Here is a 21,551-nt window from a genome sequence, read left to right as displayed (position 1 = left end):
TTCTTTGGGGCTGGTGTTCGGAGGTCGCGTGAGCGGGACACCGGAAGTGAAGAAGCCGCGCGGACCCGCGCGACCCGAGGCGGACGGCAACGCGACGGCGTTTCTTGATCGCGCGGTGATGCGCGCCCGCAGGGTGCTGGCGTGGGAGCGGGCATGGCCCGTGCTCGCCACCGCCCTGGTGGTCGTCGCCGCCTTTCTCGCCGTCTCCTGGGCCGGCCTGTGGATGGCGCTGCCGCCGCTCGGCCGCTTGGCGGGCTTCGGCCTGTTCGCCCTTGCCTTCCTGGCCAGCCTTTATCCTCTGATCCGCATGCGCTGGCCGCGCCGGGAGGAGGCGCTCGCCCGCCTCGACCGCGAAAGCCATCTCGCCCATCGCCCGGCGACCGCCATCTCCGACGCCCTGGCGACCCGCGCCGACGATCCCATCAGCGCCGCCCTGTGGCGCGCCCATGTGGCGAAGACGCTGGCGGCAGCGCGCAATCTCAAGGCCGGCCTGCCGGCGCCGGGGCTCGCCGCCCGCGACCCCCGCGCCTTCCGTGCCCTCGCCGTGCTGGCCCTGTTCGCCACCTTCTTCCTGGCCGGCGGCGAGCGCTGGAGCCGCATCGAGAGCGCGTTCGACTGGTCCGGCGCGGTCATCCGCACCCCCTATCGCCTGGACGCCTGGGTGGACCCGCCCGCCTATACCGGCCGCCCGCCCGTGGTGCTGCCGGGCCTGCGCTCGGACGATCCCACCACCTTGCAGGCCATGGCCCTGTCGGTGCCCGCCGGCAGTGTTCTGGTGGTGCGCGCCGTGGGGCTGGATGCCTCCGCGCTCAAGACCGAGGGCGGCATCGCCGAACTGAAACCGCAGGAGGAGACCGCCCAGAACCCGCCGGCGCCCGCCGCCCCGGCGCCGGAACGGCGGTTCGAGATCAGCCAGGCGGGCACCGTCTCCCTCGCCGGACCGGACCGGCGCAGCGTGACCTGGAAGTTCACGGCCTTGCCGGACGCCAAGCCGACCATCGCCTTCGCCAAGGATCCCCAGGGCGGCCAGCGCAACCAGCTCGTGCTCGCCTATCGCATCGAGGATGATTACGGCGCCAAGTCCGCACGCGCGGTGTTCGAGGCCGCCCCGCCGCCCCCGCCCTTCTTCCCGCGTCCCGGCGCACCCGCCCCGGTGGCGCCGAAGCCCCTGGTGGAAGCGCCCGATTTCAGCCTCGCCTTGCCCGGCGCCGGCAGCAAGACCGGCGCGGCGCAGACCCAGAAGGATCTGGTCGCCCATCCCTGGGCCGGCGCCCTGGTGCGCCTGACGCTGAAGGTGGAAGACGAGGCCGGCAACACCGGCGAGAGCGAGACCAAGACCTTCCGCCTGCCCGCCCGCGCCTTCACCAAGCCGCTCGCCCGCGCGCTGATCGAGGAGCGCCAGCATCTCGCGCTCGACGCCGGGGCGAGCCGGCGGGTCCAGGACGTCCTGTCGGCCCTGGCCCTGGCGCCGGACCAGTTCGGCATCGAGCCGGGGCCCTATCTCGGCCTGCGCAGCGCCTATTGGCGGCTCCACAATGCCCGCTCGGACGACGATCTGCGCGGCGTCGTGGATTATCTGTGGGACATGGCGCTCGCCATCGAGGACGGCGATCTCAGCGCCGCCCAGAAGGAATTGCGCGACGCCCAGCAGGCCCTGCGCGATGCCCTGGAGCGCGGCGCCAGCGATGAGGAAATCAAGCGCCTCACGCAGGATCTGCGCGCCGCGATGGAAAAGATGATGCGCCAGCTCGCCGAGGAAGCGCAGCGCAACGGCAATGCCGACGCCCGCCCGCTCGACCAGAACAGCCGCGTGATCCGCCCGCAGGACCTCCAGCGCATGCTGGACCGCATCGAGAACCTCGCCCGCAGCGGCGCCAAGGATGCCGCCAAGCAGCTGCTCGATGAACTCCAGGCCATGATGGACAATCTCAAGCCGGGCAATCGCCAGGCCGGCCAGCAGGGGCAGCAGGGCCAGAGCGAGCTGGGCAACATGATCCAGGAGCAGCAGCGCCTGCGCGATCGCACCTACAAGCAGCGCCAGCAGCAGGGGCAGGGACAGCAAGGCCAGCAGGGACAGCAGGGACAGGAGGGCGAGCAGGGACAGGAGGGCGAGCAGGGGCAGGACGGCGCCTTCGGTCCGCTCCAGGAGGGCCAGGAGAGCCTGCGCCGCCGCCTCGGCCAGATGCTCGACGAAATGCGCCGCATGGAGCAGCAGCAGCGCGGGCAAGGACAGGGACAAGGCGAGGGCCAGGACCAGGCTGAGGGACAGGGAGAAGGCCAGGGTCAGGGGCAGGGCCAGGCGGGCGAAGGCGGCGAGGGCGCCGCCGGCCGCGCGGGCCGCGCCTTCGGCCGCGCCGAGCAGGCCATGCGCGATGCCGAGCGGGCGCTCGGCGAAGGCAATGCCCAGGGCGCGCTCGACTCCCAGGGCCGCGCCCTCCAGGCCCTGCGCCAGGGCGCCCAGGCCATGGCGGAAGGCCAGCAGTCCAATCCCAACGGCCAGGGCCCCGGCGGCCCCTCCGGCCAGGGCGCCCAGCGCACCGACCCCATGGGCCGCCCCCTGCGCAGCCAGGATTATGGCGACGATTATTCCGTGAAGGTACCCGAGGAGGTGGATGTCCAGCGCGCCCGCCAGGTGCTGGAGGAATTGCGCCGCCGCCTGGAGCAGACCAACCGGCCCCAGCTCGAACTCGACTATATCGAGCGCCTGCTGGAGAATTTCTGATCCGCGGCTGACTTGGTCGTCCGGCGCCGAAATGCGTCCGGCCGAAAAGGCGGTTTGAAGCGCCGAACTTCACATCAAAGGCGGCGAGAAGCGGCACGAAACCGGAGTTTCTCGCCCGCTCGCAGCGCGTCCGCGGTGCCTGGCCTCAGCCCTTGCGGCGCGAGAGGCTGGCGGCCCAGAACAGGCTGGAGAAGAAGAAGGTCGGCGGCTCGAAGCCGGCTTCCTCCAGCAATTGCGCCACTTCCGCCTCCGATTGCGGCGGGTCCGCTCCTTGCAGGATCTTGCCGAGCTTCGCCTCCACCTCGAGCGCGGAGGCGCCATGCATGCGCCAGCGCTCGCCCCAGGCCTTCAGCAGCAAGGGCTGGCTGGCATAGGCAAACCGGTTGCCGGCAAGGATCAGCGGCGCGCCCGGCTTCAGCCGCGCGGCGAGATCCGCGAGGATCGCGCGCTTGGCCTCCCGCCCGGGCAGGTGGTGCAGCACCCCGATCAAGGTCGCCCCGTCGAACTGCGGTTCGGCCGGCAGGTCGGACACCAAAGCGAGGCGAAAGGTGGTCCGCTCGGCAAGTCCGGCCCGCAGCACCTGCGCCACCGCAAGCTCCAGCATGGGCGCGGAGGGGTCGATGGCGGTGAAGCGCCAGTGCGGCTCCAGCGCGCCGGCGCTCAGCACCTCCTGCGCCCCGCCGCCCGCGCCCGCCACCAGGATGTGCGCGGGCACGCCCGGTCCGATGGCCGCCGCCAGCATGCAGGCCGACAATTCGTGGCAGGCATCATAGCCCGCGAGCGCGATCCGGCTCTGGGCCTGGTATTCGCCCGCCCGCGCGGGATCGAACTTGCGCACGGCTTCTTCGGGGGCGGCGGAGGCCGGGGTCGTCATTCCAGCCCCTCGATATGGCCGATGAACGGCAATTGGCGGAAGGCGTGGGCGACATCCATGCCGTAGCCGACCACGAACACATCCGGGCACTCGAAGCCGACGAGATCCGCCTCGATCTGCACCGCCCGCTTGCCGGGCTTTTCCAGCAGCACGCACACCAGCACCCGCCGCGCGCCCCGCGCCGCCAGCAGGTCCTTGGCGAACGCCAGGGTGCGGCCGGATTCGAGAATATCGTCCACCAGCAGCACGTCGCGGTCGCGCACGTCGCTTTCCACGTCGCGCAGGATCTGCACCTGGCCGGAGGAGACGGTCGCCTCGCGGTAGGAGGAGAGGTGCACGAATTCCATTTCCGGCGTCAGGCCGGAGCCATGCAGCGCCCGCAGCAGGTCCGCCGCGAACATGAACGAGCCCTTCAGCACCGCGACCACCAGGAGCTTTTCCGGCTCCAGGGCAGCGATTTCGAACGCCAGCTCGCGATTGCGGGCGGCGATGCGGTTCTCATCGAACAGAACTTTAACCGTAGGGAGCGACATGGTTCCTCTCATTTCGTGCGAGCATGGACCGGGCGCGGGCAAGCGTCCAGACTCGGCCTGCAAGCGCCGGATGCGCCGAGGCGTTTCGCCTCGCGCGCCGGCACGGTCTATGGTTGGCGGGCGCAAGACGTCCGATTCGCTTAAGGTGGGGGCTTTGGTCCGCTTCGAGAATGTCGGCCTGAGATACGGCATGGGTCCCGAAGTGCTGAAGGACGTGACCTTCGGCATCGAGCCCAATTCGTTCCAGTTCCTCACCGGGCCGTCGGGCGCCGGCAAGACCACTTTGATGCGCCTGCTGTTCCTCTCGCTCAAGCCGACGCGGGGGCTGATCACCCTGTTCGGCCGCGACGTCTCCTCGCTCGACCCCGACGAGGTGGCGGTGCTGCGCCGACGCATCGGCATCGTGTTCCAGGATTTCCGCCTGCTGGATCATCTCACCACCTATGAGAATGTCGCCCTGCCGCTGCGCGTGCTCGGCAAGGAGGAGACCAGCTACCGCGCGGAAGTGACGGAATTGATGCATTGGGTCGGCCTCGGCGACCGCATGAACGTGCTGCCGCCCGTGCTCTCGGGCGGCGAGAAGCAGCGCGCCGCCATCGCCCGCGCGCTGATCGGCCGGCCCGAATTCCTGCTCGCCGACGAACCCACGGGCAATGTGGATCCCACCTTGGCGCGCCGCCTGCTGCGCCTGTTCGTGGAATTGAACAAATCCGGCACCTCGGTGCTGCTGGCCACCCACGACATCGCGCTCATGGATCAGTTCGACGCGCGGCGCCTCGTGATCGCGGACGGGCGGCTCTATGTCTATGAATAGCCCCGCCCCCGCCACGAAGGATGCGCCCGCCGCGCCGCGCAAGAAGGCGAGCCGGAAGGCCCAGGGCTCCATCGTGCCGCGCGCCACCGTCGCCGGCCGGGCGCTGGTGGCCGTGGTGGCGATCATGACGTTCCTCGCCAGCCTCACCCTCGGCACCGTCATGGCGGTGCGGGCGACCGCCGACATGTGGCGCTCCGACGTGGCCCGCGAGGTGACGATCCAGATCCGGGCCGGCGATCCGGCCGCGGTGGATGCCCAGGTGAAGGCTGCCACGGACATCGCCCAGCACACCCCCGGCATCGGCGAAGTTCATGTGCTGAGCCAGGACGAGACCGGGCGGCTGCTGGAGCCCTGGCTCGGGACCGGGCTCGATATTTCCGACCTGCCGGTGCCGCGCATCATCGTGCTGCGGCTCGATCCGAGCCAGAGCCCGGACCTCGCGCGCCTGCGCCGCACGCTCACCGACAAGATCCCCACCGCCACCCTGGACGATCACCGCTCCTGGTCGCGGCGGCTCGGCTCCATGGCCGAGGGCGTGATGGCGACCGGCATCGGCCTCCTCGTGCTGGTGGCCATCGCCACCGTGCTGTCGGTGGTGTTCGCCACCCGCGCGGCGGTCGCCACCAACCGCACCATCGTCGAGGTGCTGCATTTCGTCGGCGCCCGCGACGGCTTCATCGCCGCCCAGTTCCAGCGCCATTTCCTGAAGATCGGCGCCCAGGGCGGGCTGCTCGGCGGGCTGACCGCGAGCGCGGTCTTCCTGGCCATCGCCAGCCTGCCGCGCCTCGGCTTCGGCGGCGATCCGGAAAATCCCTCCATCCTCACCTGGCTCTATCCCGGCCTGCTGGGATTCGCCGGCATCGCGGGGCTGGTGCTGCTGGTGGCCGGCGTCACCGCGCTGACCTCGCGCATGACCGTTTACCGGACGTTGAGGACGATCCAGTGAGGCGGCTCAAAATTTCTCCTCGCCCCCGCCTTATTCCACCGACATGCTGCACCCATGATGGCTTCTGACGCAGCAACAGGAACCAGGACGGACAAGAGCCCGGCTTCGCACGGGAAACGGCGGCATTCCCGGTGCCGGATCGCGGCGCTGGCGGTCGGCCTTCTCATCGGCAGCGCCACCCTGGCGCTGGCCGGCGGCTTCCTGCTCTTCACCGCCCGCATCGCCGGCCGGGAACCCGTTGCTCTGAAGCCCGTGGATGCCATCGTGGTGCTGACCGGCGGCCAGTCGCGGGTGTCGGACGGCGTGCAATTGCTCGCCGAGGGCCACGGCAAGCGGCTGCTGATCACCGGCGTGAACCGCAGCACCTCGCCGGGAGAATTGCGCCGCGCCCTGCCGGTAAGCGAAGCGCTGCTCGACTGCTGCGTCGACCTCGGCCACAAGGCGCTCAACACCTGGGGCAATGCCATCGAGGCGGCGGAATGGGCGCGGGCGAAGCGCTTCCGCTCGCTGATGGTGGTCACCTCAACCTGGCACATGCCGCGCGCCCTGTTCGAACTCGGCCGCGCCCTGCCGGACGTGGAGCTGGTCGCCTACCCGGTGGTGAGCGACCGCATGAGCGCGCGCGACTGGTGGAGCGATCCGCACATGGTGAAGCTCCTCGTGAAGGAATATTTGAAGTACATGATGGCGAAGGCCAAGATCCGCCCGGCCCAGGCGGTCGCGCCGCTCGATTCGCCGCCGCCCGCCCCCGCGCAGGTTTCGGCCAATCGCTGATCCGCCGAAAGGCGCGCACGATGGGGCCAGGGGACGAAGCGTGATTGTTCTGCGGTCGATCCTGTTTCAGGTGCTGTTCTACGGCATCACAATCATCGTCATGCTTCTGCTGCTGCCGCTGATGGCCGTTCTCCCCCGGCGGGTGCTGTGGGATCGCTTCATCATGCTGTGGGTGCGCATCGTCATGCTGCTGCTGCGGGTGGTGGTGGGCATGAAGGTGGAGATCACGGGCCGGGAGAACATTCCCGAGGGCCCGCTTCTGGTGGTCGCCAAGCACCAGTCGGCGTGGGAGACCATCGCGCTCCTGCCCTTGTTCTCCGACCCGGTGTTCATCCTGAAGCGCGAATTGATGTCGATGCCGCTGTTCGGCTGGTTCCTGGCCAAGGCCGAGATGGTCCCCATCGATCGCAGCGCGGGCTCCTCGGCGCTGCGGGGCATGACCGACGCGGCGATGGAAAAGATCGCCGAGGGCCGCCAGATCCTGATTTTCCCCGAAGGCACCCGTCGCCCGCCCGGCGCACCACCGGCCTATAAGTTCGGCGTGGCGCACCTCTACACCACGCTGAAGGCGCCCTGCCTGCCCATCGCGCTCAATTCCGGGCTGTTCTGGCCGCGCAACCAATTGATCCGCCGCCCGGGCACGGTGCGGGTGGAGATCTTGCCGGTTATCCCCATTGGATTGCCGCGCGGCGTGTTCCTCAAGCGCATGCAGGAGGCCATCGAAACCGCGTCCGATCGCCTGCTTGAAGAGGGATTGCAGGAGCTTGGCCCGAACGCCCCGAAAATCGACCGCACCGCGGGCGCCGAGGCGGACGATTTATCCCCATAATTCGCATCTGTGGAAAACTCTTGATCGCGGATTCGGGCCGTTCTAGTTTCGTTCTCATGAACGCGACTGATTCGCTCCTTATCCCCTTGTTCGATGCCGGCCGGCTTTCCGGGCTGACGGGTGGTCCTTTGGGCCCGCGCTATCGATTCTGGCGCGACGCGGACGGGCAACGCCACATCTTCTCCATCTACGACGCCGATGCGGTGCCGGACTATCCGGACGCGCTCGCCATCGTGGCGCGGCGCACGCCGGCGGGTCCCATCGCCATGTGGGCGGGCCCGGCCGGGGAGCCGGCGCGGCGGGCGGCCAGGCGCATGCAGGCGGAGGAAGTGCACGTGCACGTCTTCGGCGAAGAGGTGCCGGAAACCCTGGCCCGCTTCCTGCGGCCCCATCAGGCGCCGGAAGAATGCCTCGCCCTGCCCGCGCCCGCCTCCCTGGCACCCCGGTTCGCGAACCACAGCCGCCAGGCGGCCTGAACCGCCGCACGGTGGCCGGCGCAGCTTCGCGGCCGCCGTTAGTCGCGGCCCGCGTTCAGGCGGTGGGCGATCCAGCCCAGGCCCGAATCGGCGATCCCCATGGCCTCCAGCGCCTGCACGGTGGAGAGCACATAGTCCCGGTTCGGCCCGGATTTTCCATGGGCGCGCCGCACCAGGTGGAGCTGGTCTTCCAGATCCAGCCGCCGGGCATATTGCGCGTGGCTGCGATCCACCAGATAGGCCACCGCCGCCACATCCCGCCGCGAGCCATCCAGCAGTTGCACCCGCCGCACGCGCTCGCGATACACCCCTGAAATCTGTTCGCGCGCGGTGAGATAGGCGTGGGTTTGCGCCCAATCCTCGGGCGCGATGCGATAGGCGATACCCCGGCACGACCCGCCGAGGTCCAGCCCCAGCACCAGGCCCGGCTGTTCCGGCGTGCCGCGATGGTGGAACGAATACACGCACAGCGCCCGATGCGCGCCGAGCAGCCGCGCTTCCACCTTCTCCGCGAATGCGAAGCCGGGATTCCACATCAGCGAGCCATAGGCGAACACCCAATGGTCGTGGGGCATGTGTGCAGGGGAGATCATCGCGGCGCGGGCCGGCATTGACACGGAACGTTCATCGTCGCCTAACAGCGTCTTTCACCGTCTGCAAGGGCAAGCCGCGCCGCGCGCGCCCGGGCAGGCCGTATTTCCGGCCATTCGCGCAGGCATTTTCGTCCGGACTGATCATAGGAACGCCCATGACCGATACTTCGCCCGCGCCGCGTCGCCGCAAGAGCTGGATCGTCGCCATCCCGTTCGCCCTGGTGGTGATTCTCGCCATCGGCTGGTGCGGCCTGTGGTTCTATGCCGCCGGCCGCGCGGAACGGGAGATCGACGCCTGGATCGTGCGCGAGAAGAGCCTCGGCCGGATCTGGAATTGCGGCGAGCGAAGCCTCGGCGGCTTCCCCTTCCGCTTCGAGCTGTTGTGCAAGTCCGCGACGCTGGAGACCCAGGGCGGAGACCCGCTGCGCATCAGCGCCGCCAACGCCCATGCGGTCGCGCAGGTGTGGGCGCCGAACCATATCGTCGCCGAGTTCGCCGCGCCCGCACGCGTGGAAGACCCCAAGACCGGCCGCATCTATGAGGCGAACTGGACCCTGCTCCAGATGAGCGGCATCGGCGATACCAGCGGGCGCCCCCAGCGCTTCGCCCTGGTGGTGGACCAGCCGGACGTGAAATGGGTGCCCGCGCCGGGCGCCGACGCGCTGCCGGTGCTGTCCGCGACGCACCTGGAGATCCATGCCCGGCGCAACCCGGCCACCACCGCCGTGCCCGACGGCGTGGATTACGCCGCCACCATCGAGGGCGGGGAAAGCGCCATGCTGGCCGCCGCCGGCGCCACCGGCCCGCTGAACCTGAACCTGCAAGGCACGGTCACGGCGGCCGAGGATTTCCGCCCCATGGCCGTGACCGACCGCCTGCGCGCCTGGGCGGCTGCGGGCGGCATCCTGAAGCTCGATACGCTCGCCATCACCACGCCGAAAGCCGCCGTGAGCGCATCGGGCGCGCTCGCCCTCGATCCCGCCGGCCGCCTCAACGGCGCCGTGAACGTCGGCTTTGCCGGCATCGAGGACCTGGCGCGGAACCTCTCGCGCAGCGGCGTCATTCCCCAGGAGATGGCGCCCATCGTCGGCGCGCTGGCCATGGCCGGAAAGCCCGGCGACGTTGCCGGGCGCCGGGGGGCGACCTTCTCGCTGCTGCTGAAGGAAGGCGTGCTCCAGCTCGGCAAGTTCCCGGTCGGGATCATTCCGCCGCTCTATTGAGCGGCGCCGCCCTCGCCGCCCCGGCGGCCGAAATCCGGCGCGGCGGTTTCCTGGCCGATGTCGATGATCGATTTGCGGATCGCGCGGGTGCGGGTGAAATGCTCGAACAGCGCCTCGCCGTCGCCGTAGCGGATCGCCCGCTGGAGCTGCATGAGGTCCTCGTTGAAGCGGGCCAGCATCTCCAGTACCGCCTCGCGATTATAGAGGAACACGTCGCGCCACATGGTGGGATCGGACGCCGCGATGCGGGTGAAGTCGCGGAACCCGCCGGCCGAGAATTTGATCACCTCGGAGGTCAGCGTCTGCTCCAGGTGCTCGGCCGTGCCGACGATATTGTAGGCGATCAAATGCGGCACGTGGCTGGTGATGGCCAGCACCAAATCGTGATGCTGCGCCGACATCTGCTCCACATTGGAGCCGAAGCCGCGCCAGAGCGCCGAGAGCTTTTCCACCGCCGCCGGGTCGGCGCCGTCGGGCGGCGTGACGATGCACCAGCGGTTTTCGAACAGGCTGGCGAACCCCGCCTCGGGTCCGGAAAATTCCGTGCCCGCCACGGGATGCGCCGGGACGAGATGAGCATGCGCCGGCACGAACGGCGCCATGGCCTCCACCACCGCCCCCTTCACCGATCCGACGTCGGAGAGGATGGCGCCGGGGCCAAGATGCGGCCCTGCCAGTTCCGCCACGGCGCCGGAGGCTCCCACCGGCACGGCGGCGATCACGATGTCGGCGCCGCGCACCGCCTCGGCCACGCTCTCGGGCACGCGGTCCGCAAACCCGAGCGCGCGCACGCGGTCGCGCACCCCGGCGTCGGCATCGAACACCACGACTTCGCCGGCAAGGCCCTTCTCGCGCGCGGCACGGGCGACGGACGATCCGATCAGGCCCGCGCCGATGACCGCAAGACGCCCGACGAGCGGCGCGTTCAACGCTCCGCCCCCGAAAGGAAGGCGGCGAGCGCCTCCACCACCAGGCGGTTCGCTTCCTCGGTGCCCACCGTCATGCGCAGTGCGCCCGGCAGGCCGTAGGAAGCGACCGAACGCAGGATCAGCCCGCGCGCGCTCAGGAAGGCGTCGGCGTCGCGGGCGGTGCGGCCCGGCGTCTCGTCGAAATGGATCAGCAGGAAATTGGCGACCGATGGCGTCACCTTGAGGCCGAGCTTCTCGATCTCGCTGGTGAGCCAGGGCAGCCAGCGGTCGTTGTGCGCCACAGCGAGGTCCACATGGGCGGCGTCGGCGATCGCGGCGGCGCCCGCCAGAATGGCCGGCGTGTTCATGTTGAACGGGCCGCGCACGCGGTTCATGGCGTCGAGCACCGCCGCCGGCCCCACCGCCCAGCCGACCCGCAGGGCCGCGAGCCCGTGGATCTTGGAAAAGGTGCGGGTCATGATGACGTTCTCGGCGGTCAGCGCGAGTTCGAGCCCGGTCTCGTAATCGTTGCGGCGGACATATTCCGCATAGGCGGCGTCCAGCACCAGCAGCACATTGCCCGGCAGGCCCGCGTGCAGGCGGCGCACCTCCTCGAACGGCAGGTAGGTGCCGGTGGGATTGTTGGGATTGGCCAGGAACACCACGCGGGTGCGCGGCGTCACGGCCGCGAGGATGGCGTCCACGCTTGCCGTATGGTCGGTCTCGCGCGCCACCACGGGCGTTCCGCCGGCCGCCATGGTCGCGATGGGATAGACCAGGAAGCCGTACTGGCTGTAGATCGCCTCGTCGCCCGGCCCGATATAGGTGTGGGCGATCATGCTCAGCAATTCGTCCGAGCCGGCACCGCAGATGATGCGCTCTGGATCGATGCCGAAGGTGCGCCCGATCGCCCGGCGCAGCACGCCGGCGGTGCCGTCGGGATAATCCTGCAAATGCGCGCCGGCTTCCGCGAACGCCTTCAGCGCCTCCGGGCTCGGGCCCATGGGCGTCTCGTTGGACGAGAGCTTGAACACCTTCTCGACGCCGTGCGCATGGCTCTTGCCCGGCACATAGGCGCGGATATCGAGCACGCCGGGGCGCGGCACGGGGCGGACGGGAAGATGGGGGCTTTGCGCGGGGGTGGACATACTGAACTCCACAGGTCACGAACGGCGGGTGCCGTCCGCGCCAAGACGATAGGGGGCAGCGTGGCTGCCCACGGGGAGAACGGCGCCAATCTGCGCCCCGGCTTGCCGCAGGGCCTCCAGCGCCGCGTCCCGGGTGCCGGCGGGCACGCTCAGCAGGACCGCGGCCTGGCCGGGGGCGCGGTCGGCGGCGACCAGCATGTCGCCCTGCCCGCCCAGCGCACCGGCGGCCCGGGCGCTCCAGCCGGACAGATGGAGGCTCCAGGTCTCCACTTCGGTCACGGCGGCATCGTTGATCGGGTGCGAGACCACGAACACCGGCAGGCCGGCGGGATGGTCCGCCCGCTCCACGAACGGCAGGCGCGCGATGATCTTCGGCGCGTCGGTCCCTTCGAGCGCGGTCCACCAGCCATCCCCGCCGGAAAGCGCGGAGGCCGGCAGAAGGCCGAGGTCGCCCTTTGAGCCCACGACCGCGTCGATCACGCCGCGCGGCCCCATATGGGTCACGAACGGCGTGGTGAAGCCGAAATGGAATCGCGCGCTGTCGCGCATCTGCGGCTCGCCCACGGAAAGGTCGGCGTGCACCGCATAGGGCGCCTGGACATAGGTGAAGGTGGAGATGATGACACGCCAGATGCTCTCCACCGTATCGAGCGGGAGCAGGCCGGCGTGCCGGTCCACGAGGCGGCGCATCATGGCGGCCTCGCGGGCGGGGCGGAAGGCGGAGCCCTCGCTCTGGCTGCGCTTCACCGCGACCAGGCGATCGATGATCTCGCCGCGCTCCATCAGGAGGCGGTGCATGGTCTCGTCGATGCGGTCGATCTCGGCGCGCAGGTCGGCGAGAACGGGAGGGGGCGCTGAGGAATTCATGGGGCTCACAATCGGCCTGATCCTCTACCCCCAGAACGCGGCAAGATCAAAAGCTATGTTGCGCCGGCCCTATTGGCCCTTGCCCAGCACCATGGTGGAGGCGGTGCGCAGGATGATCCAAAGGTCGGTCTTGAACCAGTCCAGCGGGTCCAGCAGCCGCATGGCATAGGCGTGGTCGTAGGACACCTTGGAGCGCACATCCTCGATCGAGGCGTCATAGCCCTGGTTCACCTGGGCAAGGCCGGTGATGCCCGGCTTCAGGTCGAAGGTGCGCTCGGTATAGAAGGGGATCTCGGTTTCCAGCTTGGCGAAGAAGGCCGGCCGCTCCGGACGCGGGCCGACGATCGACATCTCGCCCTTCAGCACGTTCAGCGCCTGCGGCAGTTCGTCGATGCGGGTCTTGCGCATGAAGCGGCCGACAGGGGTGACGCGCGGATCGTTCACGCTGGCCCACACGGCGCCGGTGCGCGCCTCCGCATCCACATACATGGTGCGGAACTTGTAAAGATAGAACAGGCGGGTGCAGGTGGGCGTCGCCTCGCCCACGCGCAGCTGGCGATACAGCACCGGGCCGCGCGAGGTGAGCTTGATCGCCAGCGCCACCGGCAGGAAGGCCAGCGCAAGCACCACGGTCGCGACAAGGCCCACGGCGATATCGAACACGCGCTTTCCCAGGCGCACCAGGGGATGGGTGAAATCCTCGTCGAAACTCACGGCTGCGCTCCCCCCGCCCGATGCCAGCGTCCCTTGTCCCGCCCGGCGATCTGGCGCATTCCCCCCACCAGGCCCGCCGCATGCCCTTCCACGAAATAGGCCGCGAATCGCGCCGCGCGGGGAAGATTGCCGCGATGCGTCATCGCGACGCCCGCCAGCAGGTAGAAGGCGACCTGGCTCGCAAGCAGCAGCTGGTACAGCGCAATTCCCGCCAATGCGAGGGCCAGATTGCTCAGGAAGGCCACCACCAGCAGCACGGGCACCAGCGCCCGCAGGGCCTTGCCCGAAAGGAACACGAAGGCGAGGCCCGGGCGGCGCGGGTCGGCGAGGCGCCACAGGCGCAGCGCCTGCTGGACATTGCCCGAGGAGATGCGCACCCGGCGCCGGAATTCCTGGCCTCGCCGGCTGCGTTCCTCCTCGGTGGCGACGATCTTCAGGTCATAGACCGCCCGCGCGCCGCCGGCGACGATGGCCATCGGCAGCACCACGTCGTCATTGATGGTGTCCCCCGGCAGGGGGGTCCAGAGGGCGCGGCGGAACAGATAGAAGGCGCCGTGGACCCCGAACGGCGCGCTGAGGGCGGCCTCGTCGGCCTTGATGGCGGTCTGATAGGCCCAATAGCCCGCTTCGCCTGCGCTGCCCGCTTCCTTCAGGGCATAGGTGCCCGCCACCACACCCACCTCGGGCCGCGAGAAATGCGCGGCGGCGCGCATCAGGGCATCGGCGGAGAGGGTGGCCGAGGCGTCCGACAGCGCGACGATGCCGCCCGGGATCGAGCCGATCACCTCGTTCAGCACCGCGACCTTGCCGCGATTGACCGGGAAGGCGCGGACCTCGGCGCTCAGGCCCTCACAGTCGCCCGATACCAGAGCGGCTCGGGCGAGGCCCACCGTGTCGTCGGTGCAGCCGTCGCAGGCGACGATCACGTGCAGGCGGTCGCGCGGATAGGCGAGGCGCGCGCAGTCCCGCAGCTTCAGCGCGATATAGGCGGCCTCCTGATAGGCCGGAACGACGAGGGTGACGAAGGGCAGCGCGGAAGCGGCGGGCACCGGCGGAAGCGGCGCCGCCGGACGCAGGCGCGCCAGCAGGCGCAGCGCCGCGGGATAGAGGGCATGGTGATAGACCACGGCTGCGACGCTTGCCCAGAACAGGATCTGAAGCATCAGCATGGCGGGCGCCCCGCCATGAGGTCCTCATAGGCGGCCAGCATCCGGTCCCAGCAGAAATGCGCGCGCACGAACGCGCGCGGCGCGACTGGCGGGGGGGCGGCGAGCCCCGCCCGGATAGCGGCCGCCAGCGCCGCCGGATCCTCGGGTGGCACCAGCCGGCCGGAGACCGGGCACACCGCCTCGCGCAGCGAGCCGACAGAGCTCGCAACCACCGGCATGTCGCAGGCCTGCGCCTCGATCACCGAAAGAGGCAGGCCCTCGTTGCGGGATGGCAGGCAGAACAGGTCGAGGGCAGGGAGAACCTGTGGCATGTCGCCACGATGCCCGAGGAAATGCACGCGTCCGGCGAGGCCGAGCTGGTCCGCGAGGTGGCGCAGGGCCTCGCCCGCGCTGCCCTGGCCGATCAGCACGAGCCGGGCTTCGGGCACCTCCACCATGGCCCGCAGCAGCACGTCGTGACCCTTCACCGGTTCCAGCCGGCCCGCCGACCCGACCAGCGCCCCCTCGGCCGGCAGCCCGAGCGCGGCCCGCGCCGCCGCGCGGGGGGCGGGGCGAAAGCGCTCGGTGTCCACCGCATTTAAGATCACCCGCACCGGGGCGCCCGGCATGACGGTGCGCGAAACCTCGGCCACCGCCTGCGAGACCGCCACCACCTGCGGCCGCACGATCCGCGCGAGGGCGGCAGTGAGGGTGCGCTGTCGCGGCGCATCATAATGCCAGGAATCGTGTTCGACATACGCCACCACCGGCACCCGCGCGAGCCGCGCGGCGAGGCCGCCATAGAGCAGCGGGCCGATATGGTGAAGGAGGACCGCACGCGGCTTCAGCGCCCGCAGGCGCGCGGCGAGCGAGACGACGAGGCCGGGCCGCAGGCCGGGCGCCTTGTCGAGCCCCTCCACCATCCCTGCCTGCGCCAATGCGGACCAGGATTCCACGAGGCTTTGCGTGTCGCCGTCGAGGCTGAAAACGGGGTTGGATCCGGGCAATCGGCGTGCAAGCTCAAGGGCTAGCACCTCGATACCGCCCGGAGCAAGGCGCTGCACAATCTGCACCAATGCGCCGGACACGAATCCCCCTGTCATCGCCCGTTATTCACCACTCATTAAGGTAAATGGTTCCTTGTTGCGAGGGAACGATGCTGCGACACAACATGCTCGATTCGCCCGGCAGGGGACGGTGTGCGCTTGCGCTCACCGGGCCGGCGAAACGCGCGCTTGCGGCATCGCGGAAGACCAACCAGGTGGGCAATCAATGTCAAAGTTGGTTCAGATCGTCGAGGACATGGACGCGGCGTCCATGGCTAAGCTCAAACCTGTGTTCGAGGAGCTCGGAACCGCGACCGACGACGTCACGCTCGATCTGAGCGCGGTGGAATTCATCGATTCCTCGGGCATCGGCGGCATCGTCTATCTCTATAAGCGCCTGCGCATCGCCGGCCGCACGCTGCGCCTGCGGGGTGCCAGCGGCCAGCCCATGCGGCTCATCAACCACCTGCGCCTCGCCGATCTGACGGAAGAGAGCTGCGCCACATGAGGATCGCGCACGATCATATCGTGCTTGCGATCGTCGCTGGACTTCTCACGTCGGCATGCGACACGGTCACCTATGTGCCCTGGCCTCCGAAGGGCGCCGGGGGCATGGCCGAACGCCGCCCGTCCGAGGACCCGCGGATCGACGCGCTTCAACGGCGGCTGATGGCGCTGACCGAACGCAACGCGCGCTATTATGCGGCTGCGGACTATGCCGATGCGGAGATGATGCTCGTCTCCGTGCGTCGGCTCTCGGAAGGCGGCCTGCCGGAAGACGCGGAAATCCAGATGGCGCGCCTGAAGCGCAAGCTCGACCAGATCGAGCATGCGCTCGCGCGGCCAAAAGGCGAGCGGGCGCCGTGATATGCAACGCCCCTGCCTGCCCCTCGCCGGTTCTGGTGCCCTGGCCCTCGCCTGGCTCTGCGCAGCGCTGATCGCGCTGGCGCTGGGCCTGTGCGGGACGGCGCGCGCCCAGTCCGCCGGCGCGGGCGAGGAGGTGCGGTTGCGGATCGGCGACTTGCTGGCCATCGCCCTGCCCGGCGAACCGGCGCTCAACAAGGATCTGAACGTCGACCGGCGCGGCCGCGTGACGCTGCCGGAAGTCGGCGCCCTGGATGTGGCCGGCCGCACGCTGGCGGAAGCTTCCGCGTTGATTCGCAATACCTTGGGGCGCGCCTATCGGGATCTGGACCGCCTCACCGTGACGCTCAAGGACCGGCGGCTCTACATCACCGTGCTCGGCTATGTGGACAAGCCCGGCGAAGTGGATCTGCCGGGGGATTCCAACGTGCAGCAGGCCATCGGCGCGGCCGGCGGCCTGCTCCAGGGGGCCCAGCTCGACCGCCTCCAGGTGCGCCGCGGCACCCGCACCACCGTGTTCAATTACAAGCGCTATCTCGACACCGGCGATACCAGCCTGCTGCCGCAATTGCAGCCGCTCGACATCATCTTCGTGCCGGCCTCCCCCGCCACCGGCAACGTCCAGATCAATTTCGACAGCCGCACCCTCGCCGAGCAGGGCGATGCCGCCGAATCCCCGTCCGCCGTGAAGGTGTTCGGCGAGGTGAGCCGTGCCGGCTCCTTCGCCTACAAGGAGGGGCTCAGCGTGGTGGACATGATCATGCGCGCCGGCGGCGTCACCCGCTTCTCCTCCATCGACCAGGTGCGGGTGATAGACGGCGGCGAGCCGAAGATCTTCAACCTGCGCAAATATCTCGATACCGGCGACGCGAAGCTGATGCCGCCGCTGAAGCCCGGCGCCACCATCTTCATTCCCAAGCAGGAGGACGAGATCCGCCGCTCGGTGCGCACTGTCTATGTGATCGGCGAGGTGGCGCGGCCGGGCTCGCTAGAAGCCCCGCCCGATGCGCGGCTGGTGGAGATCCTCGCCAATGCCGGTGGCCCGACCCGCTTCGCCGATACGACGCGGGTTAAGATCCTGAAGGCCGACGGCAGCGTCCTGCAATTCAACCTGTTCGCCTATACGGAGGGCGACAAGAAGCCCCTGCCGGAGATCCTGCCCGGCGATGCGGTGTTCGTGCCGGAGAAGGTCGAGGCCTCGGATCGCCCCTCCTGGCTGAAGATCCCTCCCGGCCGGGCGGTGGAGGTGCTGGGCGCCGTGCAGCGGACCGGCCGCTACGAATGGTCCGACGAGATGACCTTGCTGGACCTGCTGGGCGAGGCGGGCGGCCCGACCCAGAACGGCGACATCGCCCATTTGCAGATTCTCAAGGCGCGCCAGGGCGGCAAGGCGATCAGCTTCGATCTCGGCGCCTTCATCACCACGGGCGGGAAGCTGTCGGACCTGCCGAAGATCGAGGCCGGCGACGTGATCCGCGTGCCGTCGCTGCCGGATTCGCCGGTGGACAACAAGGCGAAGTGGGTCCAGCTGGCCAAGGAGGACGCCATCTATGTGATGGGACAGGTGGGCGCGCCCGGGCGCTATGCCTTCAACAAGAGCATGACCTTCATGGACATCCTCACCGCCGCCAACGGGCCCACCTCCAATGCCGACCTGCGCAACGTGCGGGTATCCCATCGCAACCAGCCGGGCTCGAAGGTCACCCAGGTCAACTTGGCGCAATATTTCGCCACCGGAGACGAAAAGCTGTTGCCCAAGGTGCGCACCGGCGATGTCATCTTCGTGCCCGACCGCACCAACAAGGACTGGTTCGACGAACCCGCCGAAAACACCGTGCGGGTGCTGGGCGCCGTGGGCAAGCCCGGCCGCTACCGCTTCGCCGCCAACATGACCCTGCTGGATCTCCTCGCCGAGGCCGGCGGCCCCACGGCGGACGCCTATCAGCAGCGCATCGTGGTGGTGAATCTTGGCTGCTGCCGGGAGCAGGCGCGGGTGTTCGATCTCGTGGAGTTCGCCCGCACCGGCGACATCACGATGCTGCCCGTGGTCGGGCCGGGAGATACCGTCTATGTGCCCAACTCCTCCCAGAGCGAGTGGAAGATCTTCGTCGACGCCATGCGCAACATCCTGCCGGTGATCTCGCTCATTCTGGCGATGGGAGGGTAAGGTGAGGGGACGCAGCCTGCGCGAGGTCGAATCCATCTACCTCTCCACCTTCGGGCAAGGCGCCCGCGCGGTCGGCATCACCAGCGTGCACAGCGCCAGCGGGGTGTCGGCGCTGTCGGGGGCTCTGGCGGTGCGGTCGCAGCGCCAGAACCGCACCTTGCTGATCGGCCTTGCGGACCCCACCGCCGCCGTGCCGGCGCAGGCGACCGCCTGGACCCCCGGCGACCCCGACCTGCTCGCGTTCGTCGGCGCCGACCCGCGCGGCTTCGATACGCTGCTCGCCGCGCCGCTGCCGGAAGCCAGTTTCGCCTTTCGCAGCGCGCCGGCGATCCGCGCCATGCTCGACCAATTGCTGGAGTCCTACGACGCCATCGTGCTCGACCTTGCGGCCGTGGAGCCGCGCGAGCGCGTCGCCGTGCCGGTGACGAGCATCGCCGCGGCGTGCGACAGCGTCGTGGTGCTGTGCATGCCGGGGCGCGATTCCCGGATCGCCCTGTCCCGCGCCGCCGCCGCCCTGCGCACCGCCAATGCGCCCTTGAGCGGCATCGTGATGAACGATCGCTTCAACCAAAGCGTGGCGGAGGAGATCACCCGCGAGGCGAAACGCTACCAGCGCTTTGCCCCGCGCCTGGTCGCAGCCCTGATCGCGGCGGTGGGCCGGATCAAGTTCCTGAACGCCAAGCCCTGAGGGTGCGGCGCCTCACGCCGCCCCGCCGGCGCCGAGAAAGAAACTCATGGCCAGGAACACGATCGGCGGCTGGACCGAGTGGTTGCCGTTGAATTCCACATATTGCACATCATAGCCGGCCGCCTGGAGCTTGGCGGCATTGGCGCGACCGGCGGTGGCGATGGGCAATTGCTCGTCCTGGAGGCCGTGCGCGATGAACACCCGCGGCGCGCCTTCCTGCACATGCACCGACATGAAGCCGGCCGAGAATGCGATGATATGGCTGACGATGTCGCCATTGGTCAGGCCCAGCGACAGGGCATAGCTGCCGCCGTCGGAGAAGCCGGCGAAGGCCAGGTGGCCGCGGTCCACGGTGAAATGCGCCGCCACCTCGGCCAGCGCCTTGTCGAGCCGCTCGCGGTCCGGGCCGTTCCCGGCGATGACGATGTCCCAGGTGGGAAACTGCGATTGCGGTGCCAGGAGCAGGAAGGAATGCATCTGCGCCTGGGCTTCCAGCACGGGGAGAATCTTCTCCGCGCTGCCGCCGCCGCCGTGGAACAGCACCACCAGCGGCGCCGGCCGGGCGGGATCAAGCCCGGCGGGCACAAACAGGATGGCGTCGCGCTCCGCCGCGATGCCCAGCGCATGGCGGCCGGGGGAAAGCGGCGGCTTGCTCGGGGCGGTGGGGGTGAAGGTGAGGCGGCCGGCGAGGAAGGGATCGATCATGGCGCCACCTTAGCCAAATGGATAAGGCCGACAAGGCCGCCCCGCCGCACGCCCCTGAGGCTGCCGGCGCCGGCGTGCGCCGTCACCGGGATCTTGCGCTGTCCGCGGCCTGCGGGCAGACGGAAGGACGGCCGCAAGGACAGCCGCGCGGAAAAAAGCGGTCGCTCAGCGGCCTTCCAGCATGTCGCGGGCCTCGCCGACCGCCTTCAGGCACTTGGCTTCATCGCCGGCGGCCTGGAAATTCTGCGCCGCATTGAGCGCGGCGGCCGGGCCGACCGGCGGCGGCAGGTCTCCGGCCGCGGCGGCGACCGAACCCGGGGTCGGCTGCCGGTCGAGCTGGGCGCCGACGGTCTGCGGCTCCGAGCGCGGGGTCGCGGGCTGGCCCTGCACCGCGTCCACGCGCTTCTGAAGCGCGACGATCTGCTCCAGGCAGGTTTCCGCGCGCGCGGGCGCCAGCGGAACCGCCACGGCGGCCAGAAGGCCGGCAGCCGCGACGCAGGCGGCGACGGTGCGGACGAATGCGGGTTGGGCGGTCATGGCGGCTCCATCTGCGCGGCCCGTGCAGCCGCTCGCGGCGCGGCTCCGGGGTGATTTGCGGCGGAGTGTGTCCATGTCCGGCGACGGCGGCAAGACCATGCTGTGGACGAATTGCGCGCGTCTTCCCGTCCCTTTTCGCATGGCTGCCCCTGGCGGGGGAATCGCGCCTTCAGACCGGCCAGGCTTCCAGGCGATAGGCGGAGTCCCAGAACATCCACTCGAGCTGGGTCGCGCGGGTGAAGGCCGCATGCATGCGTGCGCGGGTGCCGGCGGAGGCCTGCTCCGCCGCCTCGTCGGTGGCGGCGATCACCTCCCGCACGGCGGCGTGGAATTCCTCTCCGGCATAGGTGTCGATCCAGGCCTGATAGGGATTGGCGGGCGCCGCGCGGGCGAGAATGTCGCGTCCCACCTCGGCATAGATCCAGAAGCACGGCAGCAGCGCCCCGAGCACCACCTCATACGGTTCCCCATGGGCGGTGGCCAGCAGGAAGGACACATAATGATGGCAGGCGGGGGACAGGGGCGTGTGCGCGAACGCCGACGGGCCGATGCCGAACTGGAGGAAGAACGAGCCGTGCAATTCCCGCTCGACGATGATCGCGACCTCCGCCCCCTTGGCGAATTGCACGATCCGGTCCGGAGTCGGCGCCTTGGCGGCCGCCAGCGCCAGGGCGCGGCCGAAGCCGATCAGATAATGGGCGTCCTGCACGATATATTGCTTGAACCGCGCCTCCTCCAGCGACCCCGCCGCAAGCTCGGCATTGAACGGCATGGCGCGGATGGCGTCGTAGAGCGGCGCGTTGGCGTCCCACGCCTGGCGGGAAAAGCGGGTGTCGTTGCGGGCCTGAGGGGTCATCGAGGCGTCCGGGCAAGGGGGCGCCTGAGGCGCGCGCGAAGGCAGATGAGGCGCAGACTAGCCGATCCGCCGGAGGGCGCGCCAGGGCATTGCACGCTGGCCGCAGCACCCACTGGCCGGAG

At 69.6% G+C, this 21,551-nt stretch carries 23 protein-coding genes; 11 read left to right on the top strand and 12 right to left on the bottom strand.

Going from position 1 to position 21,551, the window contains the following annotated elements:
- Positions 1 to 28 precede the first annotated feature (28 nt).
- On the top strand, positions 29 to 2,722 hold the full coding sequence (locus tag V5F84_RS03425; protein ID WP_394043950.1) for a TIGR02302 family protein: 2,694 nt from the start codon (positions 29 to 31) through the stop codon (positions 2,720 to 2,722).
- Between the two features lie 145 nt (positions 2,723 to 2,867).
- Here the strand turns inward: V5F84_RS03425 and V5F84_RS03420 are convergent, their stop codons facing one another.
- Entirely contained in the window at positions 2,868 to 3,596 is a 729-nt protein-coding gene (locus tag V5F84_RS03420) for an SAM-dependent methyltransferase (RefSeq protein WP_394043949.1), read from the bottom strand.
- Entirely contained in the window at positions 3,593 to 4,129 is a 537-nt protein-coding gene (gene hpt / locus V5F84_RS03415) for a hypoxanthine phosphoribosyltransferase (RefSeq protein WP_394043948.1), read from the bottom strand. Before hpt ends, V5F84_RS03420 begins: the two co-directional genes overlap by 4 nt.
- A 154-nt stretch (positions 4,130 to 4,283) precedes the next feature.
- On the opposite strand from hpt, the gene ftsE reads away from it, so the two are divergent.
- The 5 genes from ftsE (at position 4,284) to V5F84_RS03390 (ending at position 7,968) form a co-directional block, all read left to right on the top strand.
- The gene (ftsE, locus tag V5F84_RS03410; protein WP_348844549.1) at positions 4,284 to 4,943 is read left to right on the top strand and encodes a cell division ATP-binding protein FtsE; all 660 of its coding nucleotides are present in this window, start codon (positions 4,284 to 4,286) and stop codon (positions 4,941 to 4,943) included.
- Positions 4,930 to 5,889: a cell division protein FtsX gene (locus V5F84_RS03405; RefSeq protein ID WP_394043947.1), complete on the top strand. Its 960-nt coding sequence runs from the start codon at positions 4,930 to 4,932 to the stop codon at positions 5,887 to 5,889. Before ftsE ends, V5F84_RS03405 begins: the two co-directional genes overlap by 14 nt.
- 54 nt (positions 5,890 to 5,943) lie before the next feature.
- Positions 5,944 to 6,663: a YdcF family protein gene (locus V5F84_RS03400; protein ID WP_394043946.1), complete on the top strand. Its 720-nt coding sequence runs from the start codon at positions 5,944 to 5,946 to the stop codon at positions 6,661 to 6,663.
- A 100-nt stretch (positions 6,664 to 6,763) separates the two neighbouring features.
- Positions 6,764 to 7,492, top strand: coding sequence for a lysophospholipid acyltransferase family protein (locus V5F84_RS03395; protein ID WP_394044054.1), 729 nt, complete (start codon positions 6,764 to 6,766; stop codon positions 7,490 to 7,492).
- Between the two features lie 56 nt (positions 7,493 to 7,548).
- Positions 7,549 to 7,968 carry a hypothetical protein gene (locus V5F84_RS03390; protein ID WP_394043945.1) on the top strand — a complete coding sequence of 140 codons (420 nt, stop codon included), beginning with the start codon at positions 7,549 to 7,551 and terminating at the stop codon, positions 7,966 to 7,968.
- A 38-nt stretch (positions 7,969 to 8,006) separates the two neighbouring features.
- Here V5F84_RS03390 and V5F84_RS03385 read toward each other — a convergent pair whose 3' ends face one another.
- Complete coding sequence (locus V5F84_RS03385; RefSeq protein WP_394044053.1) at positions 8,007 to 8,579, bottom strand: gamma-glutamylcyclotransferase; 573 nt, start codon at positions 8,577 to 8,579, stop codon at positions 8,007 to 8,009.
- 137 nt (positions 8,580 to 8,716) lie between these two features.
- On the opposite strand from V5F84_RS03385, the gene V5F84_RS03380 reads away from it, so the two are divergent.
- Positions 8,717 to 9,781, top strand: coding sequence for a DUF2125 domain-containing protein (locus V5F84_RS03380; protein ID WP_394043944.1), 1,065 nt, complete (start codon positions 8,717 to 8,719; stop codon positions 9,779 to 9,781).
- On the opposite strand, the gene V5F84_RS03375 is transcribed toward V5F84_RS03380, so the two are convergent.
- From V5F84_RS03375 to V5F84_RS03350, 6 genes are all read right to left on the bottom strand, one after another.
- Positions 9,775 to 10,710, bottom strand: a complete 936-nt coding sequence (locus tag V5F84_RS03375) for a prephenate/arogenate dehydrogenase family protein (protein WP_394043943.1) — start codon at positions 10,708 to 10,710, stop codon at positions 9,775 to 9,777. The two genes, V5F84_RS03380 and V5F84_RS03375, sit on opposite strands and share 7 nt — an antisense overlap.
- Positions 10,707 to 11,837 (bottom strand): pyridoxal phosphate-dependent aminotransferase, encoded by a 1,131-nt coding sequence (locus V5F84_RS03370; RefSeq protein ID WP_394043942.1) that lies wholly within the window; start codon positions 11,835 to 11,837, stop codon positions 10,707 to 10,709. Before V5F84_RS03370 ends, V5F84_RS03375 begins: the two co-directional genes overlap by 4 nt.
- 15 nt (positions 11,838 to 11,852) lie before the next feature.
- Complete coding sequence (locus tag V5F84_RS03365; protein WP_394043941.1) at positions 11,853 to 12,704, bottom strand: chorismate mutase; 852 nt, start codon at positions 12,702 to 12,704, stop codon at positions 11,853 to 11,855.
- A gap of 69 nt (positions 12,705 to 12,773) precedes the next feature.
- Complete coding sequence (locus tag V5F84_RS03360; protein WP_394043940.1) at positions 12,774 to 13,418, bottom strand: sugar transferase; 645 nt, start codon at positions 13,416 to 13,418, stop codon at positions 12,774 to 12,776.
- Positions 13,415 to 14,587, bottom strand: coding sequence for a glycosyltransferase family 2 protein (locus V5F84_RS03355; protein WP_394043939.1), 1,173 nt, complete (start codon positions 14,585 to 14,587; stop codon positions 13,415 to 13,417). Before V5F84_RS03355 ends, V5F84_RS03360 begins: the two co-directional genes overlap by 4 nt.
- A complete protein-coding gene (locus V5F84_RS03350; RefSeq protein WP_394043938.1) occupies positions 14,581 to 15,669 on the bottom strand; it encodes a glycosyltransferase in 1,089 nt (362 codons plus the stop codon). Before V5F84_RS03350 ends, V5F84_RS03355 begins: the two co-directional genes overlap by 7 nt.
- Before the next feature lie 169 nt (positions 15,670 to 15,838).
- Between V5F84_RS03350 and V5F84_RS03345 the strand changes: the two genes are divergently transcribed.
- The 4 genes from V5F84_RS03345 to V5F84_RS03330 are packed head-to-tail and all read left to right on the top strand — an operon-like array spanning position 15,839 to position 19,331.
- The gene (locus V5F84_RS03345; RefSeq protein ID WP_394043937.1) at positions 15,839 to 16,120 is read left to right on the top strand and encodes an STAS domain-containing protein; all 282 of its coding nucleotides are present in this window, start codon (positions 15,839 to 15,841) and stop codon (positions 16,118 to 16,120) included.
- Positions 16,117 to 16,479, top strand: a complete 363-nt coding sequence (locus tag V5F84_RS03340) for a hypothetical protein (RefSeq protein WP_394043936.1) — start codon at positions 16,117 to 16,119, stop codon at positions 16,477 to 16,479. Before V5F84_RS03345 ends, V5F84_RS03340 begins: the two co-directional genes overlap by 4 nt.
- A gap of 1 nt (position 16,480) precedes the next feature.
- The gene (locus tag V5F84_RS03335) at positions 16,481 to 18,643 is read left to right on the top strand and encodes an SLBB domain-containing protein (RefSeq protein ID WP_394043935.1); all 2,163 of its coding nucleotides are present in this window, start codon (positions 16,481 to 16,483) and stop codon (positions 18,641 to 18,643) included.
- A 1-nt stretch (position 18,644) separates the two neighbouring features.
- The gene (locus tag V5F84_RS03330; protein ID WP_394043934.1) at positions 18,645 to 19,331 is read left to right on the top strand and encodes a P-loop NTPase family protein; all 687 of its coding nucleotides are present in this window, start codon (positions 18,645 to 18,647) and stop codon (positions 19,329 to 19,331) included.
- Between the two features lie 12 nt (positions 19,332 to 19,343).
- Here V5F84_RS03330 and V5F84_RS03325 read toward each other — a convergent pair whose 3' ends face one another.
- The 3 genes from V5F84_RS03325 to V5F84_RS03315 all read right to left on the bottom strand — a co-directional run bounded on the left by V5F84_RS03325 (position 19,344) and on the right by V5F84_RS03315 (position 21,429).
- Positions 19,344 to 20,036: an alpha/beta hydrolase gene (locus tag V5F84_RS03325; RefSeq protein WP_394043933.1), complete on the bottom strand. Its 693-nt coding sequence runs from the start codon at positions 20,034 to 20,036 to the stop codon at positions 19,344 to 19,346.
- A gap of 165 nt (positions 20,037 to 20,201) precedes the next feature.
- Positions 20,202 to 20,573, bottom strand: coding sequence for a hypothetical protein (locus V5F84_RS03320; protein ID WP_394043932.1), 372 nt, complete (start codon positions 20,571 to 20,573; stop codon positions 20,202 to 20,204).
- 169 nt (positions 20,574 to 20,742) lie between these two features.
- Positions 20,743 to 21,429, bottom strand: a complete 687-nt coding sequence (locus V5F84_RS03315) for a TenA family protein (protein WP_394043931.1) — start codon at positions 21,427 to 21,429, stop codon at positions 20,743 to 20,745.
- Positions 21,430 to 21,551 lie beyond the last annotated feature (122 nt).

Origin of the sequence: Roseixanthobacter liquoris (assembly GCF_043195135.2) — a bacterium.
Classification (GTDB): Bacteria; Pseudomonadota; Alphaproteobacteria; order Rhizobiales; family Xanthobacteraceae; genus NCEH01.
This window is presented reverse-complemented; position numbering and strand designations above follow the sequence as displayed.

Bases quoted from the DNA above. Each gene is read 5' to 3' on its own strand.
- V5F84_RS03350 (WP_394043938.1), bottom strand. From the start codon at position 15,669: ATGACAGGGGGATTCGTGTCCGGCGCATTGGTGCAGATTGTGCAGCGC.
- V5F84_RS03370 (WP_394043942.1), bottom strand. From the start codon at position 11,837: ATGTCCACCCCCGCGCAAAGCCCCCATCTTCCCGTCCGCCCCGTGCCG.
- V5F84_RS03390 (WP_394043945.1), top strand. From the start codon at position 7,549: ATGAACGCGACTGATTCGCTCCTTATCCCCTTGTTCGATGCCGGCCGG.
- hpt (WP_394043948.1), bottom strand. From the start codon at position 4,129: ATGTCGCTCCCTACGGTTAAAGTTCTGTTCGATGAGAACCGCATCGCC.
- V5F84_RS03335 (WP_394043935.1), top strand. From the start codon at position 16,481: ATGCAACGCCCCTGCCTGCCCCTCGCCGGTTCTGGTGCCCTGGCCCTC.
- V5F84_RS03400 (WP_394043946.1), top strand. From the start codon at position 5,944: ATGATGGCTTCTGACGCAGCAACAGGAACCAGGACGGACAAGAGCCCG.
- V5F84_RS03395 (WP_394044054.1), top strand. From the start codon at position 6,764: ATGCTTCTGCTGCTGCCGCTGATGGCCGTTCTCCCCCGGCGGGTGCTG.
- V5F84_RS03380 (WP_394043944.1), top strand. From the start codon at position 8,717: ATGACCGATACTTCGCCCGCGCCGCGTCGCCGCAAGAGCTGGATCGTC.
- V5F84_RS03355 (WP_394043939.1), bottom strand. From the start codon at position 14,587: ATGCTGATGCTTCAGATCCTGTTCTGGGCAAGCGTCGCAGCCGTGGTC.
- V5F84_RS03420 (WP_394043949.1), bottom strand. From the start codon at position 3,596: ATGACGACCCCGGCCTCCGCCGCCCCCGAAGAAGCCGTGCGCAAGTTC.
- V5F84_RS03315 (WP_394043931.1), bottom strand. From the start codon at position 21,429: ATGACCCCTCAGGCCCGCAACGACACCCGCTTTTCCCGCCAGGCGTGG.
- V5F84_RS03345 (WP_394043937.1), top strand. From the start codon at position 15,839: ATGTCAAAGTTGGTTCAGATCGTCGAGGACATGGACGCGGCGTCCATG.
- V5F84_RS03320 (WP_394043932.1), bottom strand. From the start codon at position 20,573: ATGACCGCCCAACCCGCATTCGTCCGCACCGTCGCCGCCTGCGTCGCG.
- V5F84_RS03405 (WP_394043947.1), top strand. From the start codon at position 4,930: ATGTCTATGAATAGCCCCGCCCCCGCCACGAAGGATGCGCCCGCCGCG.
- V5F84_RS03385 (WP_394044053.1), bottom strand. From the start codon at position 8,579: ATGCCGGCCCGCGCCGCGATGATCTCCCCTGCACACATGCCCCACGAC.
- V5F84_RS03365 (WP_394043941.1), bottom strand. From the start codon at position 12,704: ATGAATTCCTCAGCGCCCCCTCCCGTTCTCGCCGACCTGCGCGCCGAG.
- V5F84_RS03340 (WP_394043936.1), top strand. From the start codon at position 16,117: ATGAGGATCGCGCACGATCATATCGTGCTTGCGATCGTCGCTGGACTT.
- V5F84_RS03325 (WP_394043933.1), bottom strand. From the start codon at position 20,036: ATGATCGATCCCTTCCTCGCCGGCCGCCTCACCTTCACCCCCACCGCC.